Annotated in this window: 16 protein-coding genes; 13 read left to right on the forward strand and 3 right to left on the reverse strand. The window is 40.7% G+C overall.

Translation table 11 applies throughout. The features are described from left to right. Nucleotides 1-310: 310 nt before the first annotated feature. Both ABIS04_RS02480 and ABIS04_RS02485 read left to right on the forward strand, forming a co-directional pair. On the forward strand, nt 311-1,300 hold the full coding sequence (locus ABIS04_RS02480) for a 2-hydroxyacid dehydrogenase (protein ID WP_140233220.1): 990 nt from the start codon (nt 311-313) through the stop codon (nt 1,298-1,300). A 97-nt stretch (nt 1,301-1,397) separates the two neighbouring features. Then, the gene (locus ABIS04_RS02485) at nt 1,398-2,135 is read left to right on the forward strand and encodes a dienelactone hydrolase family protein (RefSeq protein ID WP_350432487.1); all 738 of its coding nucleotides are present in this window, start codon (nt 1,398-1,400) and stop codon (nt 2,133-2,135) included. Nucleotides 2,136-2,255: 120 nt separating this feature from the next. Here the strand turns inward: ABIS04_RS02485 and ABIS04_RS02490 are convergent, their stop codons facing one another. Then, nucleotides 2,256-2,798 (reverse strand): mechanosensitive ion channel family protein, encoded by a 543-nt coding sequence (locus tag ABIS04_RS02490; RefSeq protein WP_137223201.1) that lies wholly within the window; start codon nt 2,796-2,798, stop codon nt 2,256-2,258. 150 nt (nt 2,799-2,948) lie between these two features. Here ABIS04_RS02490 and ABIS04_RS02495 point away from each other — a divergent pair, with 150 nt between their 5' ends. The 9 genes from ABIS04_RS02495 (at nt 2,949) to ABIS04_RS02535 (ending at nt 16,912) form a co-directional block, all read left to right on the forward strand. Continuing rightward, nucleotides 2,949-3,692 carry a spermidine synthase gene (locus ABIS04_RS02495; RefSeq protein ID WP_137223200.1) on the forward strand — a complete coding sequence of 248 codons (744 nt, stop codon included), beginning with the start codon at nt 2,949-2,951 and terminating at the stop codon, nt 3,690-3,692. A gap of 230 nt (nt 3,693-3,922) precedes the next feature. Then, nucleotides 3,923-4,492, forward strand: a complete 570-nt coding sequence (gene ahpC, locus ABIS04_RS02500) for an alkyl hydroperoxide reductase subunit C (RefSeq protein ID WP_137223199.1) — start codon at nt 3,923-3,925, stop codon at nt 4,490-4,492. Between the two features lie 111 nt (nt 4,493-4,603). Continuing rightward, nucleotides 4,604-6,169: an alkyl hydroperoxide reductase subunit F gene (gene ahpF / locus ABIS04_RS02505; protein ID WP_350432488.1), complete on the forward strand. Its 1,566-nt coding sequence runs from the start codon at nt 4,604-4,606 to the stop codon at nt 6,167-6,169. Between the two features lie 732 nt (nt 6,170-6,901). Beyond that, nucleotides 6,902-8,521 (forward strand): methyl-accepting chemotaxis protein, encoded by a 1,620-nt coding sequence (locus tag ABIS04_RS02510; RefSeq protein WP_350432489.1) that lies wholly within the window; start codon nt 6,902-6,904, stop codon nt 8,519-8,521. A gap of 319 nt (nt 8,522-8,840) precedes the next feature. Further along, a complete protein-coding gene (locus ABIS04_RS02515; protein ID WP_350432490.1) occupies nt 8,841-12,539 on the forward strand; it encodes an ATP-binding protein in 3,699 nt (1,232 codons plus the stop codon). Then, the gene (locus ABIS04_RS02520) at nt 12,539-13,192 is read left to right on the forward strand and encodes a hypothetical protein (protein ID WP_350432491.1); all 654 of its coding nucleotides are present in this window, start codon (nt 12,539-12,541) and stop codon (nt 13,190-13,192) included. The genes ABIS04_RS02515 and ABIS04_RS02520 overlap by 1 nt, the downstream gene beginning before the upstream one ends. Beyond that, complete coding sequence (locus ABIS04_RS02525) at nt 13,189-14,409, forward strand: phosphoenolpyruvate carboxylase (protein WP_350432492.1); 1,221 nt, start codon at nt 13,189-13,191, stop codon at nt 14,407-14,409. Before ABIS04_RS02520 ends, ABIS04_RS02525 begins: the two co-directional genes overlap by 4 nt. Continuing rightward, on the forward strand, nt 14,397-15,371 hold the full coding sequence (locus ABIS04_RS02530) for a hypothetical protein (protein ID WP_350432493.1): 975 nt from the start codon (nt 14,397-14,399) through the stop codon (nt 15,369-15,371). The genes ABIS04_RS02525 and ABIS04_RS02530 overlap by 13 nt, the downstream gene beginning before the upstream one ends. A 281-nt stretch (nt 15,372-15,652) precedes the next feature. Beyond that, nucleotides 15,653-16,912: a dicarboxylate/amino acid:cation symporter gene (locus tag ABIS04_RS02535; RefSeq protein WP_140233231.1), complete on the forward strand. Its 1,260-nt coding sequence runs from the start codon at nt 15,653-15,655 to the stop codon at nt 16,910-16,912. Nucleotides 16,913-17,038: 126 nt separating this feature from the next. Here the strand turns inward: ABIS04_RS02535 and ABIS04_RS02540 are convergent, their stop codons facing one another. Next, entirely contained in the window at nt 17,039-18,031 is a 993-nt protein-coding gene (locus tag ABIS04_RS02540) for a class 1 fructose-bisphosphatase (protein ID WP_140233232.1), read from the reverse strand. Nucleotides 18,032-18,204: 173 nt separating this feature from the next. On the opposite strand from ABIS04_RS02540, the gene ABIS04_RS02545 reads away from it, so the two are divergent. Then, on the forward strand, nt 18,205-20,511 hold the full coding sequence (locus ABIS04_RS02545) for a DPP IV N-terminal domain-containing protein (protein WP_350432494.1): 2,307 nt from the start codon (nt 18,205-18,207) through the stop codon (nt 20,509-20,511). 114 nt (nt 20,512-20,625) lie between these two features. Here the strand turns inward: ABIS04_RS02545 and arcA are convergent, their stop codons facing one another. Beyond that, nucleotides 20,626-21,342, reverse strand: a complete 717-nt coding sequence (gene arcA, locus ABIS04_RS02550) for a two-component system response regulator ArcA (protein ID WP_137223179.1) — start codon at nt 21,340-21,342, stop codon at nt 20,626-20,628. A 691-nt stretch (nt 21,343-22,033) separates the two neighbouring features. Here arcA and ABIS04_RS02555 point away from each other — a divergent pair. Continuing rightward, a complete protein-coding gene (locus tag ABIS04_RS02555; RefSeq protein WP_140233234.1) occupies nt 22,034-22,462 on the forward strand; it encodes a DUF3293 domain-containing protein in 429 nt (142 codons plus the stop codon). The last annotated feature ends 147 nt before the right edge of the window (nt 22,463-22,609 follow it).

Raw genomic sequence — 22,609 nt, forward strand, 5'->3', positions numbered from 1 at the left:
TGTGTTTGCTTTGGCAATATTGGGTTTTATCACAAAGATAGTACATGTCACTATAAAAATGTCATTTAAGCTCAATATTTAAGATGATTTGAGTTCTTTATAGTGATGTGTTTTAGTCAAAAGGCTTATTTTTTATCCTCCAAGTAATCTATCTAAATAGGTATTGATCAGAATCAAATTAGATCGAAATTTCATCTTTATCCAAGGTGATATTGGCGACAATATCTGTTAATTCACATACAATTAATCTATATACGGGCTGATCATGATGATTTGCTCATCAATCCGTTATTAACAAATTTGGATACTTATGAAAATTGGATTTTTTAGTGCAAAGCCTTATGACATCCGTCACTTTAATCGTATGAATGAAAGCTTTAATGCTGGTATTGAATACTTTGATTATCGCCTTTGCATGCAAAACGTAAAACTAGCCGAAGGTTATGAAATTGTCTGTGCATTCGTAAATGACTCCTTATGTGAAGAGGTGTTAGTCGAGCTCGCAAAAGGCGGGACAAAAATTATTGCCATGCGTTGTGCTGGTTTTAATAATGTCGACTTAGTTGCCGCAAAACGGTTAGGGTTAAAAGTGGTGAATGTGCCCGCTTACTCGCCAGAATCAGTTGCTGAACATACCGTGGCTTTAATGTTAACGCTTAATCGTAAAATTCATAAAGCGTATCAACGTACTCGTGACGCCAATTTTTCATTAACAGGGTTAGTTGGCTTTAACATGTTTGGTAAAACAGTGGGGGTGATAGGTACAGGTAAAATTGGCTTGGCAACCATTAAAATTCTATTAGGTTTTGGCTGTAAAGTGCTCGCGTATGATCCTTATCCAAACAAAGCGGTTATTGATCTTGGCATTGAATATGTTTCATTGGAGACTATGTATCCTCAATGCGACATCATTAGCTTACATTGCCCGCAAACCAAAGATAACCAACATTTACTCAATCAAATCAGCTTTCATAAAATGAAGCCTGGCGTGATGGTAATTAATACCAGTCGAGGTGGATTATTAAATGCATTTGATGCCATGGAAGCGTTAAAAGACGGCCAAATTGGTTCATTAGGTTTAGACGTGTATGAAAATGAAAAAGGGTTATTTTTCGAAGATAAATCAAATGAAATTATTCAAGATGATGTTTTCCGTCGCTTGTCAGCTTGTCACAATGTAATTTTTACTGGTCACCAAGCCTTTTTAACGGAAGAAGCGTTAAACGCAATTGCCTTGACCACATTAACTAATGTAACTCAATTGACTACTGGGCAAGCTTGTAAAAATGAACTAATTTAAATCATATATATTGAGACGGGTGCTTATGCACAAACAATCGCTACACTATGGTCTAACTTAAAAAGTTTGAGATTTAGTGAAACATAAATGGAATATTATGATTACAACAACTGAGATCCACGATGTTAAAACGGCCACAGGCTTAATGCGAACCACGCTTTATCGTCCGGATATTAGAGGTCAATTTGCAACAATCATTTTTTACTCAGAAATATTCCAGCAAACCGCACCAATAGCTCGTTCAGCTGCTATTTTAGCAAGCCATGGCTTTGTAGTATTAGTGCCAGAAGTGTTTCATGAACTCAATCCTATCGGCACCGTGTTGGCGTATGATGATGCAGGTAAAGATAAAGGAAATGCCGACAAGTGGGCTAAGCCTTTAGAGCATCATGACAGTGATACTTGCGCGTTAGTTGATTTTGCTCGTGCACAGCCATTTTGCAGTGATAAATTAGGTGCAATGGGTGTATGTATTGGTGGGCATTTAGCTTATCGAGCGGCACTTAATCCAGACATTAGTGGCGCTTTTTGTTTATATCCCACAGATATTCATTCAAATACTTTACCTTGTGATGTAGGTAATGACTCTCTTACTTGTACTAATAATATGAAAAGTGAATTAGTGATGGTATTTGGCAAACAAGACCCACATGTCAGCAAAGAAGGACGTCAACTTATTTACCAAAAGCTTGAACAGGCCAATGCAAACTTTACTTGGCTTGAGGTGAATGCTCAGCATGCGTTTATGCGAGATGAAGGTGAACGTTACGATGCCGCTTTAGCCTTGCAAATGTATTTACAGGCGGTGGCATTTTTTCATCGGGTACTTAATTGATTCTTACAACCAAGATATGATCCCCAAAGGCGCATGTTGCGCCTTTTTTATGCCTAAAACCCTTTAATTTAATGGCTTATGCTTGTTATTTATATTAGCTATTTACATTAATTCTTTACATTAGTTATGGCGTTTAGGTATTACCCGTCTTACAAGTGGCTTTTTCTTTAACGGTTGGTCATTAGATAGTTTGACCACGCCTTTTTGCAATAAAAGGCTGTTTGGGTATGTCATCACGTCACCAGACTCGCGTTTAATTAAAATGTGAAATAATGCGATTTCAACAATCACTCCAGACATATCCTCGTCTTTTTCGACAATTCTAATTCGGTCACCAATGCGATACGGGAAGACAAAAAAGATCAACACTCCAGCAGTAATATTACTGAGAATTGACCATTGGGCGAACAAGGCCACACCTAATACGGCAAAAGCAGATGATACAAATAGTGAGACGTCTTGGTAACCTAACCCCAGTGATACAGCCATAAGCGACAGCGTAACAAAAAACATAAAGTAAGAAATAAGCCGAGTGACTAAACGACTGCGTACCTCGTTAACTTGCTTTTTTTGCGCATGCAGTTTTATCCAATTTTTGACTTGGCGCTGTGCAAATAAGAATACCGCTAAATATAAAACACACATCAGCAACTGATAAAACATGTTAATTCCCTGCCAGATAATGAATAGAAATATTCGAGTCGATAGCGCTAATTGGTGTAATTACGCCCAGACTTGATACTTTCATTTGGGGTACAATACGGTTTTGTTGTTGGTTAACTTAATTAGCCAAGCCTCCCCGTAGAGTAAAGTATGTCCGATTATAAAGTATTGCATGTCGACAGTGATAGTGTTGGTGATTTTTGTGTGCTCGACGATGGTGATTTTAGACTATTGTCCTTTGGTGATAACGACGAGCAAAGCAAAATGTATAAAGCACAACCACACGTGCCGCAACATACTTATGTTCAAGCCATGCTTGCGGTATTGTTATTTACTCAACCCAAAAGTGTGATTATTTTAGGCTTAGGTGGCGGAGCATTAGTGCATTCGCTTCGACATGTTGATGCTGCAATTAAAATTACTGCAGTTGAATTACGTGAACGCGTAATAGAAGTAGCCAAGCGGTTTTTTCAATTACCCTTGAGTAAAAAGCTAAACTTAGTTCATCAAGATGCCAATGAATTTTTACAACGAGCAGAGCACAAAAAAGTCGATGTGATTTTTGCCGATATATACAGCAACAAAGGTGTAGACAAGCAGCAGTTATCGACATTATTTATTGGTCAAGCAAAGCAACTGCTTAAAGCTGATGGTTTTTTAGTGCTTAATTGTTGGAAAGAACACAGTCGCGATATACAACTTCGAGACACACTTTATAGTCACTTTACTCATGTTTATGCTTGTTTAACCGGAGGCGGTAACTGGGTTGTTTATGCCACCAATGGCATTAATAGCTTTGGCGCGGCTAACAATAAACAAGCATTACAAGCGTTATCGCAAAAGCTTGATACCAACATTAGCCGTGTATTAACACGGTTTGGTGCGTGGGAATAACCTTAATGAGTTAATCCGATTACTCGATGTATGAGTGAAAGCTTAAGGCCGGCGTTCGATTAAATTGATTAATATAAAAAACCGATTAGGATGATAGTTTTTATCCGTTATACTTAATGTCACTCCATCGCTATTATGATTCACATCAGATGACGAACACATTGTTCAACATCACCGACACCATATTGGTTTCGGGTTAAACGTTAATCTTAATATCAATGGAGCATGACATGACACAATCTATCATCAACAGTACTATCAAGCCATTCAAAGCAACTGCATTTCACAACGGTGCATTCGTTGACGTTACCGAGCAAGATTTATTAGGTAAGTGGTCAGTAGTCTTTTTCTACCCAGCAGACTTCACTTTTGTTTGTCCTACTGAATTAGGTGACATGGCTGACCATTACGAAAAGCTACAAGCAATGGGCGTTGAAGTGTACTCAGTATCAACTGACACGCATTTTACACACAAAGCTTGGCATTCAAGTTCAGACACTATCAGTAAAATTACTTACCCAATGATTGGTGACCCAACTGGCGCAATCACTCGTAACTTCGGTGTGATGATTGAAGAAGACGGTTTAGCACTTCGTGGTACTTTCGTGATGAACCCTGAAGGCGAAGTTAAGGTTGCTGAAATCCATGATCTAGGTATTGGTCGTAGCGCTTCAGAACTTGTTCGTAAAATTCAAGCCGCACAATATGTTGCTACACACGATGGTGAAGTATGTCCAGCTAAATGGCAACCAGGTGAAGAAACTCTCGCTCCTTCAATTGACCTAGTCGGTAAAATCTAACCACTAAGCTCACCCTTAGGTTAGTAATATCATCTCCAGTTGGTCGGCGCTCCCCCTGCACCGACTAACACTTCCCACACTTATTCACCATTTTCCCTATTAGGAGTTGTTATGTTAGATGCGAATGTAAAAAATCAACTGAAAACCTATCTGCAAAACCTCAAGCGCCCAGTTGAACTTGTCGTATCTGCAGATGACTCAAACAAAGGCAAAGAACTAACCAGCCTAGCCCAAGACATTGTTGACTCATCAGACTTAGTGTCAGTTACGTATCAACAAGGCCAGCGTACACCAAGCATGAGTGTGATTAACCCACAAGCAGTAACCAACATTACTTTTGCTGGATTGCCAATGGGCCATGAATTCACTTCACTGGTGTTGGCGTTATTACACAGCGGCGGACATCCTATTAAGTTGGATGCGGATATCATTGAACAAATCCGTCAATTGCCTGGTGAATTCCATTTTGAAACCTATATTTCGTTGAGTTGCCAAACCTGTCCCGAAGTGATCCAAGCACTGAATATGATGGCAGCTATTAACCCCAATATTACTAACGTGATGATCGACGGTGCGCTTTTCCAACAGGAAGTGAGCGATCGCAACATCATGTCAGTTCCATCAGTATTTTTAAATGGCGAAGCCTTCTCTGTAGGTGCCATTAGCGTTGTTGAAGTACTGAATAAATTAGATAAAAATGCCGCGGGCAGACAAGCCGAGCAATTAAACCAAAAGTCAGTTTTTGATATGTTAGTGGTTGGTGGTGGCCCTGCTGGCGCGGCGGCGGCAATTTACTCTGCCCGTAAAGGCTTAAATACCGGTATTGTGGCCGATAAGTTTGGCGGTCAAGTTGCTGAGACTGTCGGTATTGAAAACTTTATCTCAGTGTCTAAAACCGAAGGCCCTAAATTGGTTGCCAATTTAGAAGCCCACGTTAACGATTATGACGTCGATATTATGCAAAATCAGCGCGCTCTGAGTCTCGCTAAAAATGGTCTGTTTGATGTGACCTTGGAAAGTGGCGCCACCTTAAGTAGTAAAACGATAGTATTGGCCACAGGTGCACGTTGGAGAGAAATGAACGTCCCAGGTGAGCAAGAGTATCGCGGTAAAGGCGTAGCATATTGCCCGCACTGTGATGGGCCACTATTTAAAGGCAAACGCGTAGCGGTAATTGGCGGCGGTAACTCAGGTATTGAAGCCGCTATCGATCTTGCAAACATTGTTGAACACGTTACTGTACTTGAGTTTGATAGTAAGTTACGTGCTGACGAAGTATTACAGCGAAAAGCTAAATCAATGGGTAATATCACTATTATTACTCAAGCTATGACCACAGAAGTTCAAGGTGACGGTACACGTGTTACTAGCTTAACTTACACCGATCGTGCAACAGGCGACAATCATAAAGTTGAGTTAACAGGTATCTTTGTGCAAATTGGTTTAGTACCAAATACCGAGTGGTTAAAAGGGGTTGTTGATATGACTCCTCGCGGCGAAATCATTGTCGATGAACGAGGCCAAACTTCTATCCCTGGCGTATTTGCAGCTGGTGATGTAACAAATACTCCGTTTAAGCAAATTATTATTGCTATGGGGAGTGGTGCAACGGCATCATTGGGGGCGTTTGATTACTTAATTAGACACTCAGAAGAGACTGATGTAAAAGCTGCGTAAGAATTGTAAGACTCGTTATATTAGAGTTTTTGTAAACTCACCGAATAAAAATAGTCTGCATTTTGCCGGCTATTTTTTGTATATTTATCAGGGCCAGCTTTTCTTCCGTGGTTAAAATCCGTTCAATATAAATAGTTTGGTTTTTTATATAATAAAATGGACTAAAGCGTTATAGAAGAAGCCTCTAAATACGCTATTAATTTGCAACAAACCGATTCAACAAAATAAATTAAAGACCGTTTAACAGAACTCTTTGGGTAGCGCTTGTGACGTATTTATATTTCGTTATAAATATCTTATGTAGGATCGCGCTGCATGTCATAAGCTCTGTCTTGCATGAAATCCCACACTCTGCACCTCAAAAATCATCTTGAAAGATAAGCGAGCCCTAGTAACTTTTCACCGCATGGATTAGCAGTTTATCAATAACTGATAAAGAAACTAATACATTAGAAAAATTTCAAGTATATTCAACTTAGGTCGATAGCCTTTATATACATAAATGATGGATAGTCATTTATGTATAAGCTTTATCTCGTTAGATAGTATTTTGATAACACTTAATATGGTGAATTGGCTAAAGATTGATGTTAAACGGTATCCGTTGCAACACAATAACAACCTCAAGGATTGAGATTAGACATCAGGGTTCTCCATAGCAATATCTAAGTAGCTGGTTGAAAAGCTCTATATTTGTTTTATTTTCATTGAATTACCGCTTGGGAGCGCACTATGAATTGGTTTAGTAACATGTCAATCTTTAAAAAAGTAGGATTGATTTTTGTTTTGTCAGTCATTATTTTTGCGGTGAATCTTGCAATTAGCACAGTTGCAATTAACAAAAATCGCAACACTTTATCTTTTATGGAAACTCAAGTGGCGCAACGAGTTGAACTTGCAAATCAAAACGTTATTTATGTGCAGCGTTTAGATGAACTATATACTCAGTCAGTATCCTTTGCGGATGAAGATTTGCTCGAGAATGCTCATAAAACTTTCTCTTCACTGAATAATAATTTAACCAACTTACTCGCTATCGATCAGTTAGAAACTTCAGCTTTATCGCTATTATCTAAGAGCCTCCATGAATACAATACCATGACAGCATCGCTCGCTAAAGGGATGTTAGATGGCACTATTGATATGGCTGATGTAGGGCAAATTAGTCAGAAAAAAGCCAAAGTTTTTGATCAATTAACGAAAGGGATCACGGCTTATAAAGCAGATAAAGTAAATGAATTTAGTTCGACAATTAAAGAAGCTAGCGATCGCTCTGAACAAAGTTTATATCTGACATTAAGCATTGGGCTTTCATTGCTTGTTTTAATGGCTATTGTCACCATTTCAATTGCTAAAGCCATTAGTGGTTCTGCTGGTGATGTAGCCAGTTCGCTTGGTGAATTAGCTGACGGTAAAGGTAACTTACGTCACCAACTTACTGTCGCTGGTACTGATGAACTCGGACAAGTCTCGAGTAATTTTAACCGTTTTTTACGTTTACTTGCAGATTCGATTGAGCGTGTGGTGAGTGTAACCAGTCCGCTATTAGACAGTGCATCATCGTTAAAAGAACGAATGACGTTAGCGACGAAGGCCACTAAGCAACAAAGCCACGATGCTAAAGCCGTGCATATGTCGATGGAAGAAATGCGCCACTCGGTAAATGATATTTCACATAGTGCTCAGCAAGCTGCAGAGGCTGCACAAGTTGCTGAGCGAGAAGCTACTGAGGGTTTGGCTGTAGTACAACGTACAGTGAGAATTTCACAAGAACTTAACTCAGGTATTGAGCTGGCATCGAACTCAATTCATGAGTTAGCCAAAGACACCGAAAGTGTTGGCTCCATTTTGAATGTGATTACCTCTATTGCAGATCAAACAAATTTATTGGCGTTAAATGCCGCCATTGAAGCCGCTAGAGCGGGTGAGCATGGGCGAGGATTCGCCGTTGTTGCTGATGAAGTACGTGCTTTGGCGTCTAAAACAGCGGATGCCACAAGTGAAATTCGTGGTGTACTCGACAAACTGAAAGTTGCGGCAGAATCATCAGTCAGCACCATGGATGTTGCTATCACTAAATCATCTGAAAATGAGCGTTATGCAAAAGATACCGGAGAGGTATTAAGTTCAATTCAGTCAAAAATTGTCAGTATTAATAGCATGAATACTCATATAGCTTCTGCTACTGAGCAGCAATCTATGGTTGCTGCTAGTGTTGCTAATAATGTGGCCGAAATGAATGCTTCATTCGAGCAAACGCTCAGTATTCTTGCAGAAGTACAGGATATATCAGAAGGACTAGATGGTTTTGCTAATGAGCTTAGCCATGCTACTTCACAATTTAAATTATAATATTGTCCCTAATTCCGCACGATAATTAAAAGCAGAGAGAAATCTCTGCTTTTTTGTTTATGTTCTAGTTTAAAATCTTCTATTTAGTTGTGTCACTTGGTTATATTTATTGCATATAAACAGTTTAGAGATATTGGCTGCATTGTTAGACGCCATTTTTGAATTATTTAGCGTATTATAAAGCCAATTTTTGTGGGTGAAAATTGCCTCTAAGCTATGTTTGTTTTACTTTATTTAAATTGAATAAATAAATGTTATTTTTTCATCTGTATTTTGCTTCTTTGTCACTGTTATGTGAGCTGTTTGGAAAAGGATTATCATGCCAAGCTTGATTAGAATCGTGTTAATTAATACCCACCTACCGGGTGTGGTCGAACTGTTATTAAAGGGTCACACCAATATTTGTGGTACCAATGCGTCTGGTAAAACAACGTTACAACGATTGGTGCCCGTTTTTTATGGCGAGTATCCCAGCCGCGTAGTGCCGTCAACACGTGACAGTTTCGAACGTTGGTATTTACCCCATGACTCCAGCTACATTATTTATGAGTATCAAAAAGACGATGGTTTGCTTTATCAAGCAGTGCTAGCGTCAGCAGGTGACGGTAAAGGGGTTAATTACCGTTTTATCGCCCGAGGTTTTGAACTAGAGCATTATATTAAATCCCGCAATGGCGATACGATTATTTGTCATTCGATGGCCGAATTAGGTCGCGAAGTAAAACGTGATGGCATTGCTCATACCAATTTAATTAATACCCGTGAATTTCGGGCAATCATTCAAAATGATCGCAGCTTATTAAACACTGGTAGCAATCGTAACGAACTGCGCACCTATGCGCGCCAGTTCTCATTATGCGACGGTGAACACTCCCTGCGCCATATTGAAAAATTGGCTAAAGCGGTGCACTCCAAAGAAGGCAAGATGGAAACGGTCAAATCAATGATCGCCGCCATTTTAGAAGAAGATGGGGTTAACCCGCCAACGTCTAGATTGAACCCGCAGCGGGTTGAAACTTGGATCCGTGAAAGCCAATTAGTACAGGGCTTTGAGCAAATACGCCCCGAGTATGACAAGCTTGAACAAGAGTTTAATCAACTATTAAGTGCAGAATTACGTTTAGCCAGTTTGTCCCGTGGCTACCGAGACGATGAAACTCTCGAAGCCGAACGTCAAGATCGCAACCAAACGCTAGGCAAAGAGCTCAATCTTAAATTGCGCTTACTTGATGATGAATGGAAAGACATTCGTGATGAGTTAAACCAAGAATTGTCTGCCGCCAAAGGTGATGTAGGCAAGTTTGAATATGAACTTGATGCCATTGAAGACCAGCATGCGGCTTTTTTAGATGCCGATATTGAACAAGCTAAAGCGGATTTAGACAATCTACCCAATTGGCGTAGTGATGTTGAAAATCTTAACGAGCGTCACAAGCTACAAACCGAAAAACATCAAGACATTGAGTCTGCTTTTAATGCCAGACGTAATAAAATTGCCGAACAGTTACATCGTGAACTCGAAACATTACATACCGAACAAGACACTCAACGGGAAGCCCGTGACAAACAGCGTGAGTTAGCTAACGACGATCTTGCTAAACTCGAGCAACAATGGCGTGATCAAACCGACGCAGGTAAAGCCAAATTTAGCGAGCAAGAGTATCAACTTAAATTAACGGCTGCCGAGCTTAAGCATCAAGTTGACGGGGTTACTTACACCGAAGATGAAAAAATGCGTTTGGCCATTTTTGATGAGCGCATCAGCTTAGCCGACGAAGAACAAGAAACCAGTAACCAAAAAGTCGATCGTTTAACCAGCGAAGAACGCAAGCAAAGAGCTAAACGCGATCAAGCCAATGAAGCACTGCGCATTGCCAGTATTCGCATTAACGAGCGTGAAAACACCAAAGAAGAACTGCATCATATGCTGTTTCCGCAGTCGCATACGTTATTGGAGTTTTTACGTAAAGAAGCGCAAGGCTGGGAGCAGTCATTTGGTAAAGTCATCGCTCCTGAGCTATTACATCGCAGTGATTTACACCCAAGTTTGGCTAAAGACAGTAGCGAAGCTTTGTTTGGGGTGAACTTAGATCTCAATGCCATTGATGTGCCCGAATATGCTGCAACAGAGCAAGACTTGCGTATTCGTTTTGCTAAAGCGGAAGAGGCATTGAAAAGCGCCCAAGAAATGCATGCTGAAGCCGAAGATCAACTGGTGGCAATGAATAACGCCCTTGATGTTATTACCCGTGAGCTGACATTTGCGCGCACAGCCTATAAAAACAGCCGTGAAGATTTACGTCGCCTGTTTGATGAAAAACGCAGCGAACAACAAAAGATCAACCAAGCCGTAGCCGATCGCAAAACCGAATCAGGCAAACGATTAGTACAGCTCGATAACGAACTAAAACAGCTTCATAACCAGCATCTTGAATGGCTTGCAGAACAAAAAGAGCAAGCACTTGAAGCGCGCATGGACAAAAATGCTTACTGGCAAGAAGTGGTTGGTGCTATCGATAATCAGTTAGGCCAAATAAAAGCCAATATTGAGCAACGCAGGACAACAGCTAAAACCGAACAAAAGGCCTGTGAAACCTGGTACAAAAACGAACTTAAATCCCGCGGTGTCGATGAAGGCACTATTTTGGCTCTTAAAAAGCAAATACGTGATCTTGAAGCAAAAATTAGCCAAGCAGAACAACGTCGTAGCGATGTACTGCGCTTTGATGATTGGTACCAACATACTTGGTTAACCCGTAAGCCAAAACTGCAAACTCAACTAGCAGAAGTCAAGCGCGCCGCATTAGAACTTGAGCAACAATTAAAAGCCAAAACGGCTGAGATTAAACAGCGCCGCACCACGTTAGAAACCGATCGTAAAGCCTGTGATGCTGCCCAGGTTGAGGCGTCAGAAAACCTGACTAAGCTGCGCGCAGTAATGCGCAAACTCGCTGAGCTTAAACTACCACCTAATAACGACGAAGCCATTGGCGGCATAGGCGAGCGTTTGCGCCAAGGCGAAGACCTATTGCTAAAACGTGACTATTTAATGGGTTCTGTTAAGCAATATGTAGAGCACTTTGATTCGGTCATTGCCAGTAAATCAGGCTCGAGCTTAGCCGAGTTTTGGGAGCGTGCCCGCGATGAGTCAAGCTTTGTTAGTGACAAAGGTATTCGCTTACTCGACTACCGTAAGTTAGTGCCACAACTAGAACAGTTACTCAATGTGATGGTGCCGCAATCGTTGATGGCTATTCGCGAACAAGGGCGTATTTTTGGTATTGATTTAACCGCGTTTTATGATGTGTTAACTGATATCGATCGCCGAATTGCCAGCCAAAGTGCTCGTATTACTCGCGAAGTAGGTGAAGAGTTATTCCTCGATGGTGTATCTGAATCAGCGGTGCGTATTCGGTCACGCATTAGTGAACTTGAGTTTTGGCCTGAACTGGAAGTGTTTGTAAAAGCCTTTAAAGCTTGGAAAGCCGACGGCTTTAGTCAACTCCCTGACGAGCATTACACCAATTCAATGCGCCGCGCCTTAGACATTATTGGTCGTGCAGCGCTAACCGGTGGCATTGCTAAATTGCTCGAAATTGAGCTACGGCTAAAAGAAGGTAACAGTGACTTAATTATCCGTACCGATCGCCAGTTAAACGAATCGTCTAGTCACGGTATGGCGTACTTAATTTTATGTAAGTTCTTACTAGCATTTACTCGCTTGTTACGGGGTAAAGCGGACGTCACCATCCATTGGCCCATCGATGAGTTAGGTACATTGCATCACACTAACGTGAAGAAAATTTTCGATGCCTGTGAAAATAATAACATCAGCGTGTTAGGTGCTTTCCCTAATCCTGAATCTGAAGTGCTAAACCTATTTGCTAACCGCTACATCATTAATAAACAAACTAAAAAGCTACAAGTTGTGAAGCCCCAAGCCAATCCGTTAGCAGCACGCTTATCGCAACGTAATGCAAAAATAGCGAATGCAGAGTCGACTAAGGAGCACAGTTAATGTCTGATTCAAATGAAACAACCTTAGTGGGCACTAGTGCGCTAATTGAACAGTTGCTGCGTGGTGAATTTATTTGCCGAGTCACCAATGAAGATGGCTGGCGCGCGCTGAAAAATAACAGCACTCGTGAACGAGTAGAAAGCTACTTAAATCAAATTAACCGTACATTGGCCAGCGCTGGTGAAGGTGAAGTGTTTTTTTGTGGTTACTTACAATTGGGTGATGCTGAGCGCAAAGTCATTTCATCGCAGTTTAAAGACATTTGTTCAGCGCTTATTCCGCTGGTGGAATGGTTAGTATTGGTGCAAGAAGCCAGCGGCCAAGATGCACCATTAAGCGAGGGTGCACCGATACGCTTAACCGATTTACAAGCGCGTATTGAAGACACCCCGGCCTTTAGAGAACAATTAGCCAAGCTGAGTCAATATCGTTTATTTGGCTCAACCAGTAGTAATGTCGACGGCCAAATTAAATTGGTGTTTAAGCGTTTGGTAGAGCTGGGCTACCTAAGCAAACCTAACAGTGAAAAACAGATTTATATCGCTACCGGTAAGCTTGATTATTTATATGAAGTTATTCGCTTTATTGACGAAACTGAAGGCTTAAGCCTTGAGGCACAGGCAGAAACGGCAACTCAAAGGGATCTGATATGAGCAGTAACTTACACCAAGCTGGGGTAAAACTGCTCAAACAACTCGGGCGGCATGCTGATGTCATCATGGATGCGTATTTGGCTGGATCGATTAGTGATTCAACTCATGATGCAGGCGTTATCGAAAAACTGAAAAAAAGCGGCATTTTATGGCGCCCTGAACCTGATCAAGAATTGCGTTTAAAGCGTTCTGTGCGGGCATTGCTTGAAGAAGCGTTAAGTGACGAGCGTAATCGCCAAATCGACTCTAATGTCGGTTCGTCTTTAGCCACCATTAAAACCCTGGCAGATCATTACAAAGAAGCCCGTCATAATGTTGATTACAGTGCCGCAGAAGCTTATTTAGCAGACTTAAACGAACACGTTTATAGTTTTACTGACAGCTTGCGTTATTCGATTCGAGTGTTGTGGAGCCGGATTAATAACGAGTTTGGTTATGTGGGAACCATTAGTGCCAAAATTCGCGAGAATGAACTCGCTCAAAGCCAAGTATCGGATCTACTCAATGGTTTAGAGATGTTTCAATTTAGTGAGCTTGGTGAAATTGCCGGCGACATTCGTGAATTGCGCCGACTGTTGATGACCAGTCTGCAAGAAACCTTAAGTCAGTGCACCCAAGAGTTAAGTATTGTTCAAGGCCGATTATATGAATTACTGGGCCGCTTTAGACAAATACAAGGACGCACGCGATTACTGAAAGGCTGGTTATTACACACTGACATGCATCCCGATTACCAACCCGAAAATCATGTTGGTCATAAAGTGGTACCGAGTTTATTTAACTCTGCAGAGGCCTTATTAGCACCCGCAAATGTTGATGTGAGTAATCCGCATCATGAGCTCGAACTAATGAGCATAGTCGCGCAGGTGAAAGCCATTAGCCGTGATGCTTTACCATCGGTTGTTCGCGATCAAAATGTGACTTTTGAAATGGGCGATACTGAAGATTTTGATATCCCAGAAAACCCACTCAAAATTGCAGTAGATGAATATTTCTGCGAAGTGATTGATTCTGGTTTACGTCAATCGGCACTGAGTTATTTAACTGAGAAACAATTGCAGTGGGATGCTGAAAGTTGGCTTTATCAGGTGATTGGTGGCTATGAAGGGTTGGCTGATGAGCATAAAAATTACTTTGAGCTAGAACCGATTGGTAAACCTGATCCTGTCTATAACGGTAACTTTATTATTCATGATGTTGAGTTATGGCTAGCTTAACCAAAAGCCAGTTACAGGTTATCGCTCGTGCGGCAGAACAACGTTTGCCGCGAGTACCTTTTAATGCCAGTTGGAAAAAATTGTATCGCTTATGGGATATCGGTGAGCCGGATGGCGCGGAGAAATACCTTTTTTTAACCAGTAACGATTATGTTTTACTGCGAAATATGGCTCAAGTTGATTCGGGCTTGGATATTCTGGCACTCGACTTTGATGTGTCTCGCCAACAAATGTCGCAGCTCAGCGCCAATGAGAAATATGCGAATATCAGCCCAGAAGCTGATTATGTATTAATTAAATTGGTGCCTAGCGTATCTCAAAGCCTAGTGACTGGCTTAGTGGCCGATTTAGTCTCGGTGCATCACTGTTCATTACGGTTAAAGGTCGACAATGCGCTTGCGCTTTGTCAGCAACTCAATGTCGCTAATCTCGTCGTGGTCGAAAACCTCGACAGTTTTGATAACTTTTTTGATTATGTATTTGCAACCGATTTGCAGGCCATTATCAATAATTGTGTGGTGTTGTACCGCGGTAGTCATGATCATTCACCCGCAGGTCGAAAGCGTTTTCTACACCAACTTAGCTCATCTGCGATAAATATCATTGGTTTTACTGACCTTGATCCCGCTGGGCTGATGATTGCCAATACGCTTGAGTCTTGCCACAGCATGCTTGTGCCGACGTTGGCACTGGAATCGCCTGAAAAGTTATTAGCGATAACGCAAATAAATTCAACGGCTGACTTTCATAAACAACACAAGCAATGGGCTTATCTTAATCGATTATTGTTTCAGTCTGCATCGACATTGTCTGCGAGTCAGCAATCGAGCTCGTCATCTACAATATATTGTCCGCAATGGTTAACGTTAGTTCACTGGCTTGGGCGTAATAATGTCAGTATTAAGCAGCAGCATATGTTGGCTAACTCTTTACCACTCAGTTTGTTAAATATTCGCCAGTAGTTCTTTACTCGCCACCTAATTCCGTTGCATGCATTTTGAGTCACTCTATTGACCAAACAATTCCAATCTTAAGAATTAAAAAACGGTTTAACCTTTTGTTATATATTGTTTTTATATTCACTAAAAACTAAGCGATTATTTAGTAACCATTTTTGTTAATAAGATGATTGAAATATGTTGCGCTATGTCTCAGTATTTCAACGATCGAAAAGTATAAACACCAGGATTGGTATAACAATAATCAGCAACAGAAGTTGCCATTTCGAATGGGAAATTAGTACATGACAAAATCACTTTCAGCACGGATCTTTATCGGTCTATTTTTGGGCGTTCTACTGGGCAGTCTTGTCCAGTTTGCACTCGCCGACAATGCCTTTTTTGGCGGAACATTAGTGACCTTTGCAAGTGGCATTGGCACCATGTTTGTTAATATGATCATGATGCTTGTAGTACCTTTGGTGTTCGTCAGCATTGTTTGTGGTGTGTGTGAGTTACAAGATTTAAAAAGCTTTGGTCGTTTAGGCGGTAAAACTTTTGGCTTTTATATTATTAATACCATGGTGGCGATCACAGCAGCCTTTGCTGTTGCAATGGTGTTTGAGCCTGGTAAAGGCGTGGATATGTCGAGCAGTGGTTCACTGGATATTACCGCCACAGAATTACCCGACTTAATGTCGTTAATTGTTAGCATTGTGCCCAATAATCCATTTTCCGCTTTTACCTCTGGCAATATGTTACAAGTGATTTTTATGGCGCTGCTAATGGGCGGGGTAATGAAATCAATGGGTGCCTCGGTTGAAGGTGCAGTTAAAGGTTTTCAAACAGCCAATAAAATCATGATGCGTTTAATTTCAGTGGTTATGAGCCTAGCGCCTTACGGTGTGTTTGCATTAATGTTTAAACTAGGTGCAACCTTAGAGCCTGAGATTTTTGTTAGTGTGGTTGAATATTTAGTGCTTATTTTGGCATTATTGTTAATTTGGATTTTTATCGTATACCCATATTCTGTCAGCTTATTTACCCCCATTTCAGCGAAAACCTTTCGCGACAAAACCCAAGAGCAAATTTTATTCTCGCTATCAACAGCCAGTTCTAATGCCACCATCCCAGTCACAATGCGCACATTAACCGACAAGCTTGGTGTGAGTAAAGCGGTTGCTGGTTTTGGTGTGCCACTAGGCGCGACCATGAATATGGGCGGAGTATCGATTTATATTACTATCGCTATTTTCTTTGTTGCCAACGCCTTTGGTATGCCAATCAGCAATGATCAAATCCCATCGTTATTATTCAGTGTGTTTTTACTGTCAGTGGGCGCAGGTGGTGTACCTGGCGGTGGAATGGTGATGATTGGCGTATTGATTTATCAATTAGGATTACCTGTCGAGGCGTTTGTTATTGTTGCTGCATTAGACCGTATTATCGATATGGTATTAACGTCATGTAACGTAGTGGGTGACACCGCGGTATTAACCATTGTCGATCAAACGGAACAAGCACATCAATTAAACAATAAAAAATCTGTTACTGATAATGAATAGTATGATGATGTAATCTATGGTGATGAAAAGCAGTTCAATGATGGCCATTGAACTGCTTTTTACGTTAAGGGCTAAAGTGTATATGTAGATTGTTTGACAAGCGTTGTTACCCTTAACAGAGGCCTGTTAGTCAATTGATGGCTCTTCGCTGTAATCAATACCGTGATAGCTCAAGCAGGTGTCAACTTCATTAGTACTGCCTAAAATCACTGCCACACGCTGGTGGATTGCTGTTGGCTGAATATCTAATATTGTTTCATAACCTGTAGAGGCTTTACCGCCCGCTTGCTCAACGAGTAATGCCATTGGGTTTGCTTCGTACATCAGGCGCAATTTGAATGGTTTGTTTGGATTTTTATTATCTGTTGGATAAGTAAAAATACCACCGCGACATAATACACGATGCACATCGCCCACCATTGCAGCAATCCAGCGCATATTAAATGATTGCTCGCGTGGACCGATGTCACCGAGTAGCAAATCACCAATGTAAGTTTGCATTGGTGCTTCCCAAAAGCGCTGGTTTGACATGTTGATAGCAAATTCTGCTGTGTCTGGAGTGATCTGAACGTTATCGTCGGTCAGTAAAAACTCTTGGCTGTCTGGATCCAGGGTATAAAACTGAGTGCCTTTGCCTGTGGTTAACGCCATCATGGTTGATGGGCCATACAGTACATAACCGGCCGCGACTTGTTTGCGGCCTGCTTGTAAAAAGCTTTGCTCGTTTAACTCACCTGCAGGAGCTGGTAACACAGAAAAAATAGTGCCAACTAAAGAGTTAATATCAATGTTTGAAGAACCATCTAAAGGATCAAAGCACACTAGGTACTCACCTTGGGCATTCACTTCAACCACGTAATCTTCTTCTTCTGATGCTAAACCTCGGACATGGCCGTCGGCTTTAAGCGCATCTTTAAGCATGTCATTGGTGATCACATCCAGTTTTTTCTGGGTTTCGCCTTGCACATTTTCATGTTCAGTCGCACCTAAAACACCTGCTAATGCACCGTGACGAACGGCGCCGCTAATGGCTTTTGATGTGTCAGCTAAGGTTAACAGTAATGTTGTTAAAGACGCATTTACGGCTTGTGCGCTAAGGGTTTGTGCCAAAGTCTGCATGATTTTTCCTATGAGATTTTGCGAGGTTGAGGTTAAGGTCGATGTCATTAATTCTTATGTATAAATCATACCCCACAATGAAGCTAATTTCAGCGATTGTTATCTTGGGTTTTGGTTTTGCTACAAATTAAGGCAAAATGTGGGCGGATTGAATTGCCCAAGGATTAATAATAATGACAACAACATGGAAGCATCATGCTTTGGCGGCATTGTCTGCCGTTCCACTTCTTTTTACCAGCTCGACTTTTTCGGCAACAGCAACAGCCCATACAGGCAGCATCATGAACTCTTCGACCACCGCAACACTGACCGCGATCAAAGGTAATACTATGCCTTTGAGTATTGAGCGCATTCACGCATCGCCAGCATTAGCGGGTTCAAGTCCTCGTGGGTTGGCATTGTCACCAGACGGAAAGAGGGTGACCTATTTATCGAGCCGATCAGATAACCAACATTTTTATGATTTATGGCAAATGGATATCGCCACAGGCAAGCGCAGCATGTTGATTAATGCAGATCAATTAGAAGGTGGGGAGCTGTCTGATGAAGAGAAAGCCCGCCGCGAACGCCAACGTATTTACGGTCAAGGGATCATGGAATATTTTTGGTCTGAAGACAGCGCCAGTATTTTAATTCCTGCTGCGGGTAAACTGTATTTATATGATGTTGCTAATAATGAGGTCGCAGAGCTAGCAACAGGAGACGGTTTTGCCACCGATGCGCGTTTGTCTCCAAAAGGTCACTTTGTATCATTTGTGCGCGATCAAAATTTATATGTATTGTCGCTTGAAACTAAACTCGTTACCGCCCTAACTACTGACGGTAAAGGGCCAATTAAAAATGCCATGGCTGAGTTTGTCGCCCAAGAAGAAATGGATCGTATGACTGGTTATTGGTGGGCGCCAGATGAGTCGGTCATTGCTTTTACGCGTATTGATGAAACGGGTGTTGAGTTAGTGACACGCAATGAAATTTATGCCGAAGGCATTAAATTAACCGAGCAGCGTTATCCTTATGCAGGTAAGGCCAATGTTGAGATAGCGTTAGGAGTGGTGAGCTTAAAAAGTCGCGATATAAACTGGATTGATTTAGGCAAACAAAAAGATATGTATTTACCACGTGTTGATTGGTTACCAGACAGCCAACATGTGTCATTTCAATGGCAAAGCCGCGATCAGCAAACACTGGATTTACGCATCGCTTCTATAGCCAACCCGAAGCAAGCAGAAACCGTGATTGAAGAACGCAGTAACGCTTGGGTTAACTTAAACAAAGATTTGCACTTCCTAAAGCAACAAGCGGCCTTTATTTGGGGCTCTGAACGTGACGGCTTTAATCATTTATATTTATTTGATTTACAAGGAAAGCAGCTTAAACAATTAACCCAAGGTGACTGGGCGGTTGACGCGCTTGAATTTGTCGATGAAGCGACAGGCTGGGTGTACTTTAGTGGTCGTAAAGACAGTGTGGTTGAGCGTCATTTGTATCGAGTCAATCTTAATAAAGGCAAGGACTCCATTGAGCGAATTAGTCAAGAATCAGGTATGCATGAAGCTGTTTTTGCTGATAAAAAGCCAGTTTATTTGGACTACTTTAGTAGTTTACAACAGCCACCACAAATCAGTTTACACAATGACAGTGGTCAATTATTGGCGTGGGTTGAACAGAATGAAATTAATACTGAACACCCGTTATATGACCTTGCAGGTTTATGGCAGATGCCAGAGTTTGGTCAATTAAGCGCTGAAGATGGTCAGCCTTTAATGTATCGTTTGTTTAAACCGGTTCCTTTTGATGCGGCTAAACAATATCCGGTAGTGGTGCGTGTATACGGCGGGCCACATGCTCAGTTGGTCGTTAACAGCTGGAGCGAAGCCGATTATTTTACTCAGTATTTATTGCAGCAAGGCTATGCCGTATTCCAGTTAGACAACCGTGGTTCGGCACATCGTGGTACTCAATTTGAACATGTGATTTATCAGAACATGGGTGATGCTGAGGTCAACGATCAAAAAGTAGGTGTTGATTACTTGCGTAGTTTGCCATTTATTGATGGTGACAACATCGCTATTTATGGCCACAGTTATGGCGGTTACATGGCGTTGATGAGCCAGTTTAAAGCTCCTGATTATTTTAAAGCCGCTATATCGGGGGCACCAGTTACTGATTGGCGTTTATATGATACTCATTATACTGAACGTTATATGGGCAACCCTGAAACCAATAAAAAAGGTTATGATGCCAGTAGCATTCTACCTTATGTGAAAAATTATCAGTCAGGCTTATTGATGTATCACGGTATGGCGGATGATAACGTATTGTTTGAAAATAGCACTCGTGTATATAAAGCACTTCAAGATGAGGGAAAATTATTTCAAATGATGGATTATCCAGGATCTAAGCATTCAATGCGTGGCGAGAAAGTGCGTAATCATTTATATAAAACCTTGGCGGCTTTTTTAGACCAACAGTTAAAATAATCAGTTTAGCTAAATTGTTTAGCTTGATTTCTTAATTAGATTTCTTCGTTAGAAAAAAGACAATAAAAAACCAGGTGATTCACCTGGTTTTTTATTGTGATTAACGTTAGAAGATTACGCTTCTAAGTCACCACAAAAACGATAGCCTTCACCGTGGATTGTCGCGATGATTTCTGGCGTGTCTGGCAAGCTTTCAAAATGCTTACGGATACGACGAATAGTCACGTCAACAGTACGGTCATGAGGCTTTAATTCGCGGCCAGTCATTTTTAATAATAAATCCGCACGGGTTAAAATCTTGCCTGGATTTTCTACAAAGTGAAGCATCGCACGGAATTCACTGCGTGGTAGCTTATAAGACTCACCTAGTGGGTTAACCAAAGAACGACTGTTGATTTCTAAACTCCAGCCGTTAAAACGGTAAAACTCAACAGAACCTTTTTCTTCAGTTTCTGCTGCAGCATTGTTCACACGAGTTAACAAGTTGCGAGCTCGGATGGTTAATTCACGAGGGTTGAATGGCTTAGTGATGTAGTCATCAGCACCAATTTCAAGACCTAGGATTTTATCAACTTCGTTGTCACGACCCGTTAAGAAAATAAGTCCAATATTATTAATTTCACGAAGTTCTCGTGCTAACAACAAACCGTTCTTACCCGGTAAGTTGATATCCATTACAACAAGGTTAATCTTATTATCTTGCATGGCTTTATGCATTTCTGCACCGTCGTTAGCTTCGGTGACAACATAGCCTTCAGCTTCAAATATACTGCGTAATGTATTACGAGTTACTGCTTCATCTTCAACAATTAAAATATGCGGATTTTGCATGATATATACCTAATTTTATAAAATTTGATTCTAGCGATTCGTTGCTAGTAAGTTGTAATAGCGCATTATTTTTACGCGAATATTCCAGTGTTTTTGGTGTTTATCTATGTCTGCCCTGAATTAAACACTCTTATAAACTCGTATGATGTAACGCAAAATATGGGTTACTGAGTTGTCTCGCGTCGATTAAGTCTCATTACGCCAATACAAAATGCACGTTAATGCCTAATGAGTTAAATTTTTTGCCAACAGGCTAACTACTATGAATACGATTTAAGAAGATAGTTCCATTTGTTACAAACTTATTTTAACCGTATTCATGTTTATCAAATGTAGAACATAAATCGTTTAAGTGTAAATTAAGCGTATAAAAATATGAAAGGCTACACTTCTATGAAACTTTACTACAGTCTCCATAAAACGCTGTCTGCTGCCTTTTTACTATCAATGTTATTGACTTAGTCATAGTGATTTAATAGTAAGTGATGTTTATTGTACTCGTTTTAGGCATTTGTTAACAAATTAAATGTTAAATAATTAATATAATTGTCGAGTATATGAAAGATTAATACAGTTAAGTAGCTAATAATCATACTATTTTAAGTTCAATACTTGTGACTGATATCACAAGCCTTTGAGATTTTATTACCTTCTGTTAAACTGTTTTCGGCCTAATTGACGAAATTTTATTATGAAAAATGTTATCGATGCATTGTGGAATGAGTACCAAAGTAGTCATTTTTTACTTACTCAACGCCTTTCTCATGATCTCCCGTTTGCTATTGTTACCGCCCATAATCCTCACGGTTTATTACTTTCTCCCAGTCAGAATCGTTTACTCGATCGTCAGCTTCAATCTAAAATCCAACAATATAAATGCCTTTACCGATCCCTAATTGGAGCAGCTCCAGACTTGTCGCATATGGAAAAGAGCTGGGCGATTTTTATTGATAAAGAACAAGCGCTTGAGCTGGGACGTGAGTTTAATCAACATGCTATTTATTATGTCAACAAAGGCTTGCTGTCTTTAGTTGCTTGTGTTGATTCGATTAAAGAGGAAGTGGATATGGGGGCATTTAACCATCGCTTACGTTTAGTCAGTGAATTCCCAGATACTTAGTGTTCATAATACCGTTATAGGGTTAGTTTAAGGGATGATTTGTTCAATTACCCTTATTGTCTCATTATTTGGTTGGTTACACGTAACATTGTATTGGTATTTTGTTGTTTTTAAGTTTTTTACGATTGATTAGGTGGTTTTTTCTTT

The sequence above is a fragment of the Shewanella sp. H8 genome (genome assembly GCF_040285065.1).
Classification (GTDB): Bacteria; Pseudomonadota; Gammaproteobacteria; order Enterobacterales; family Shewanellaceae; genus Shewanella; species Shewanella polaris.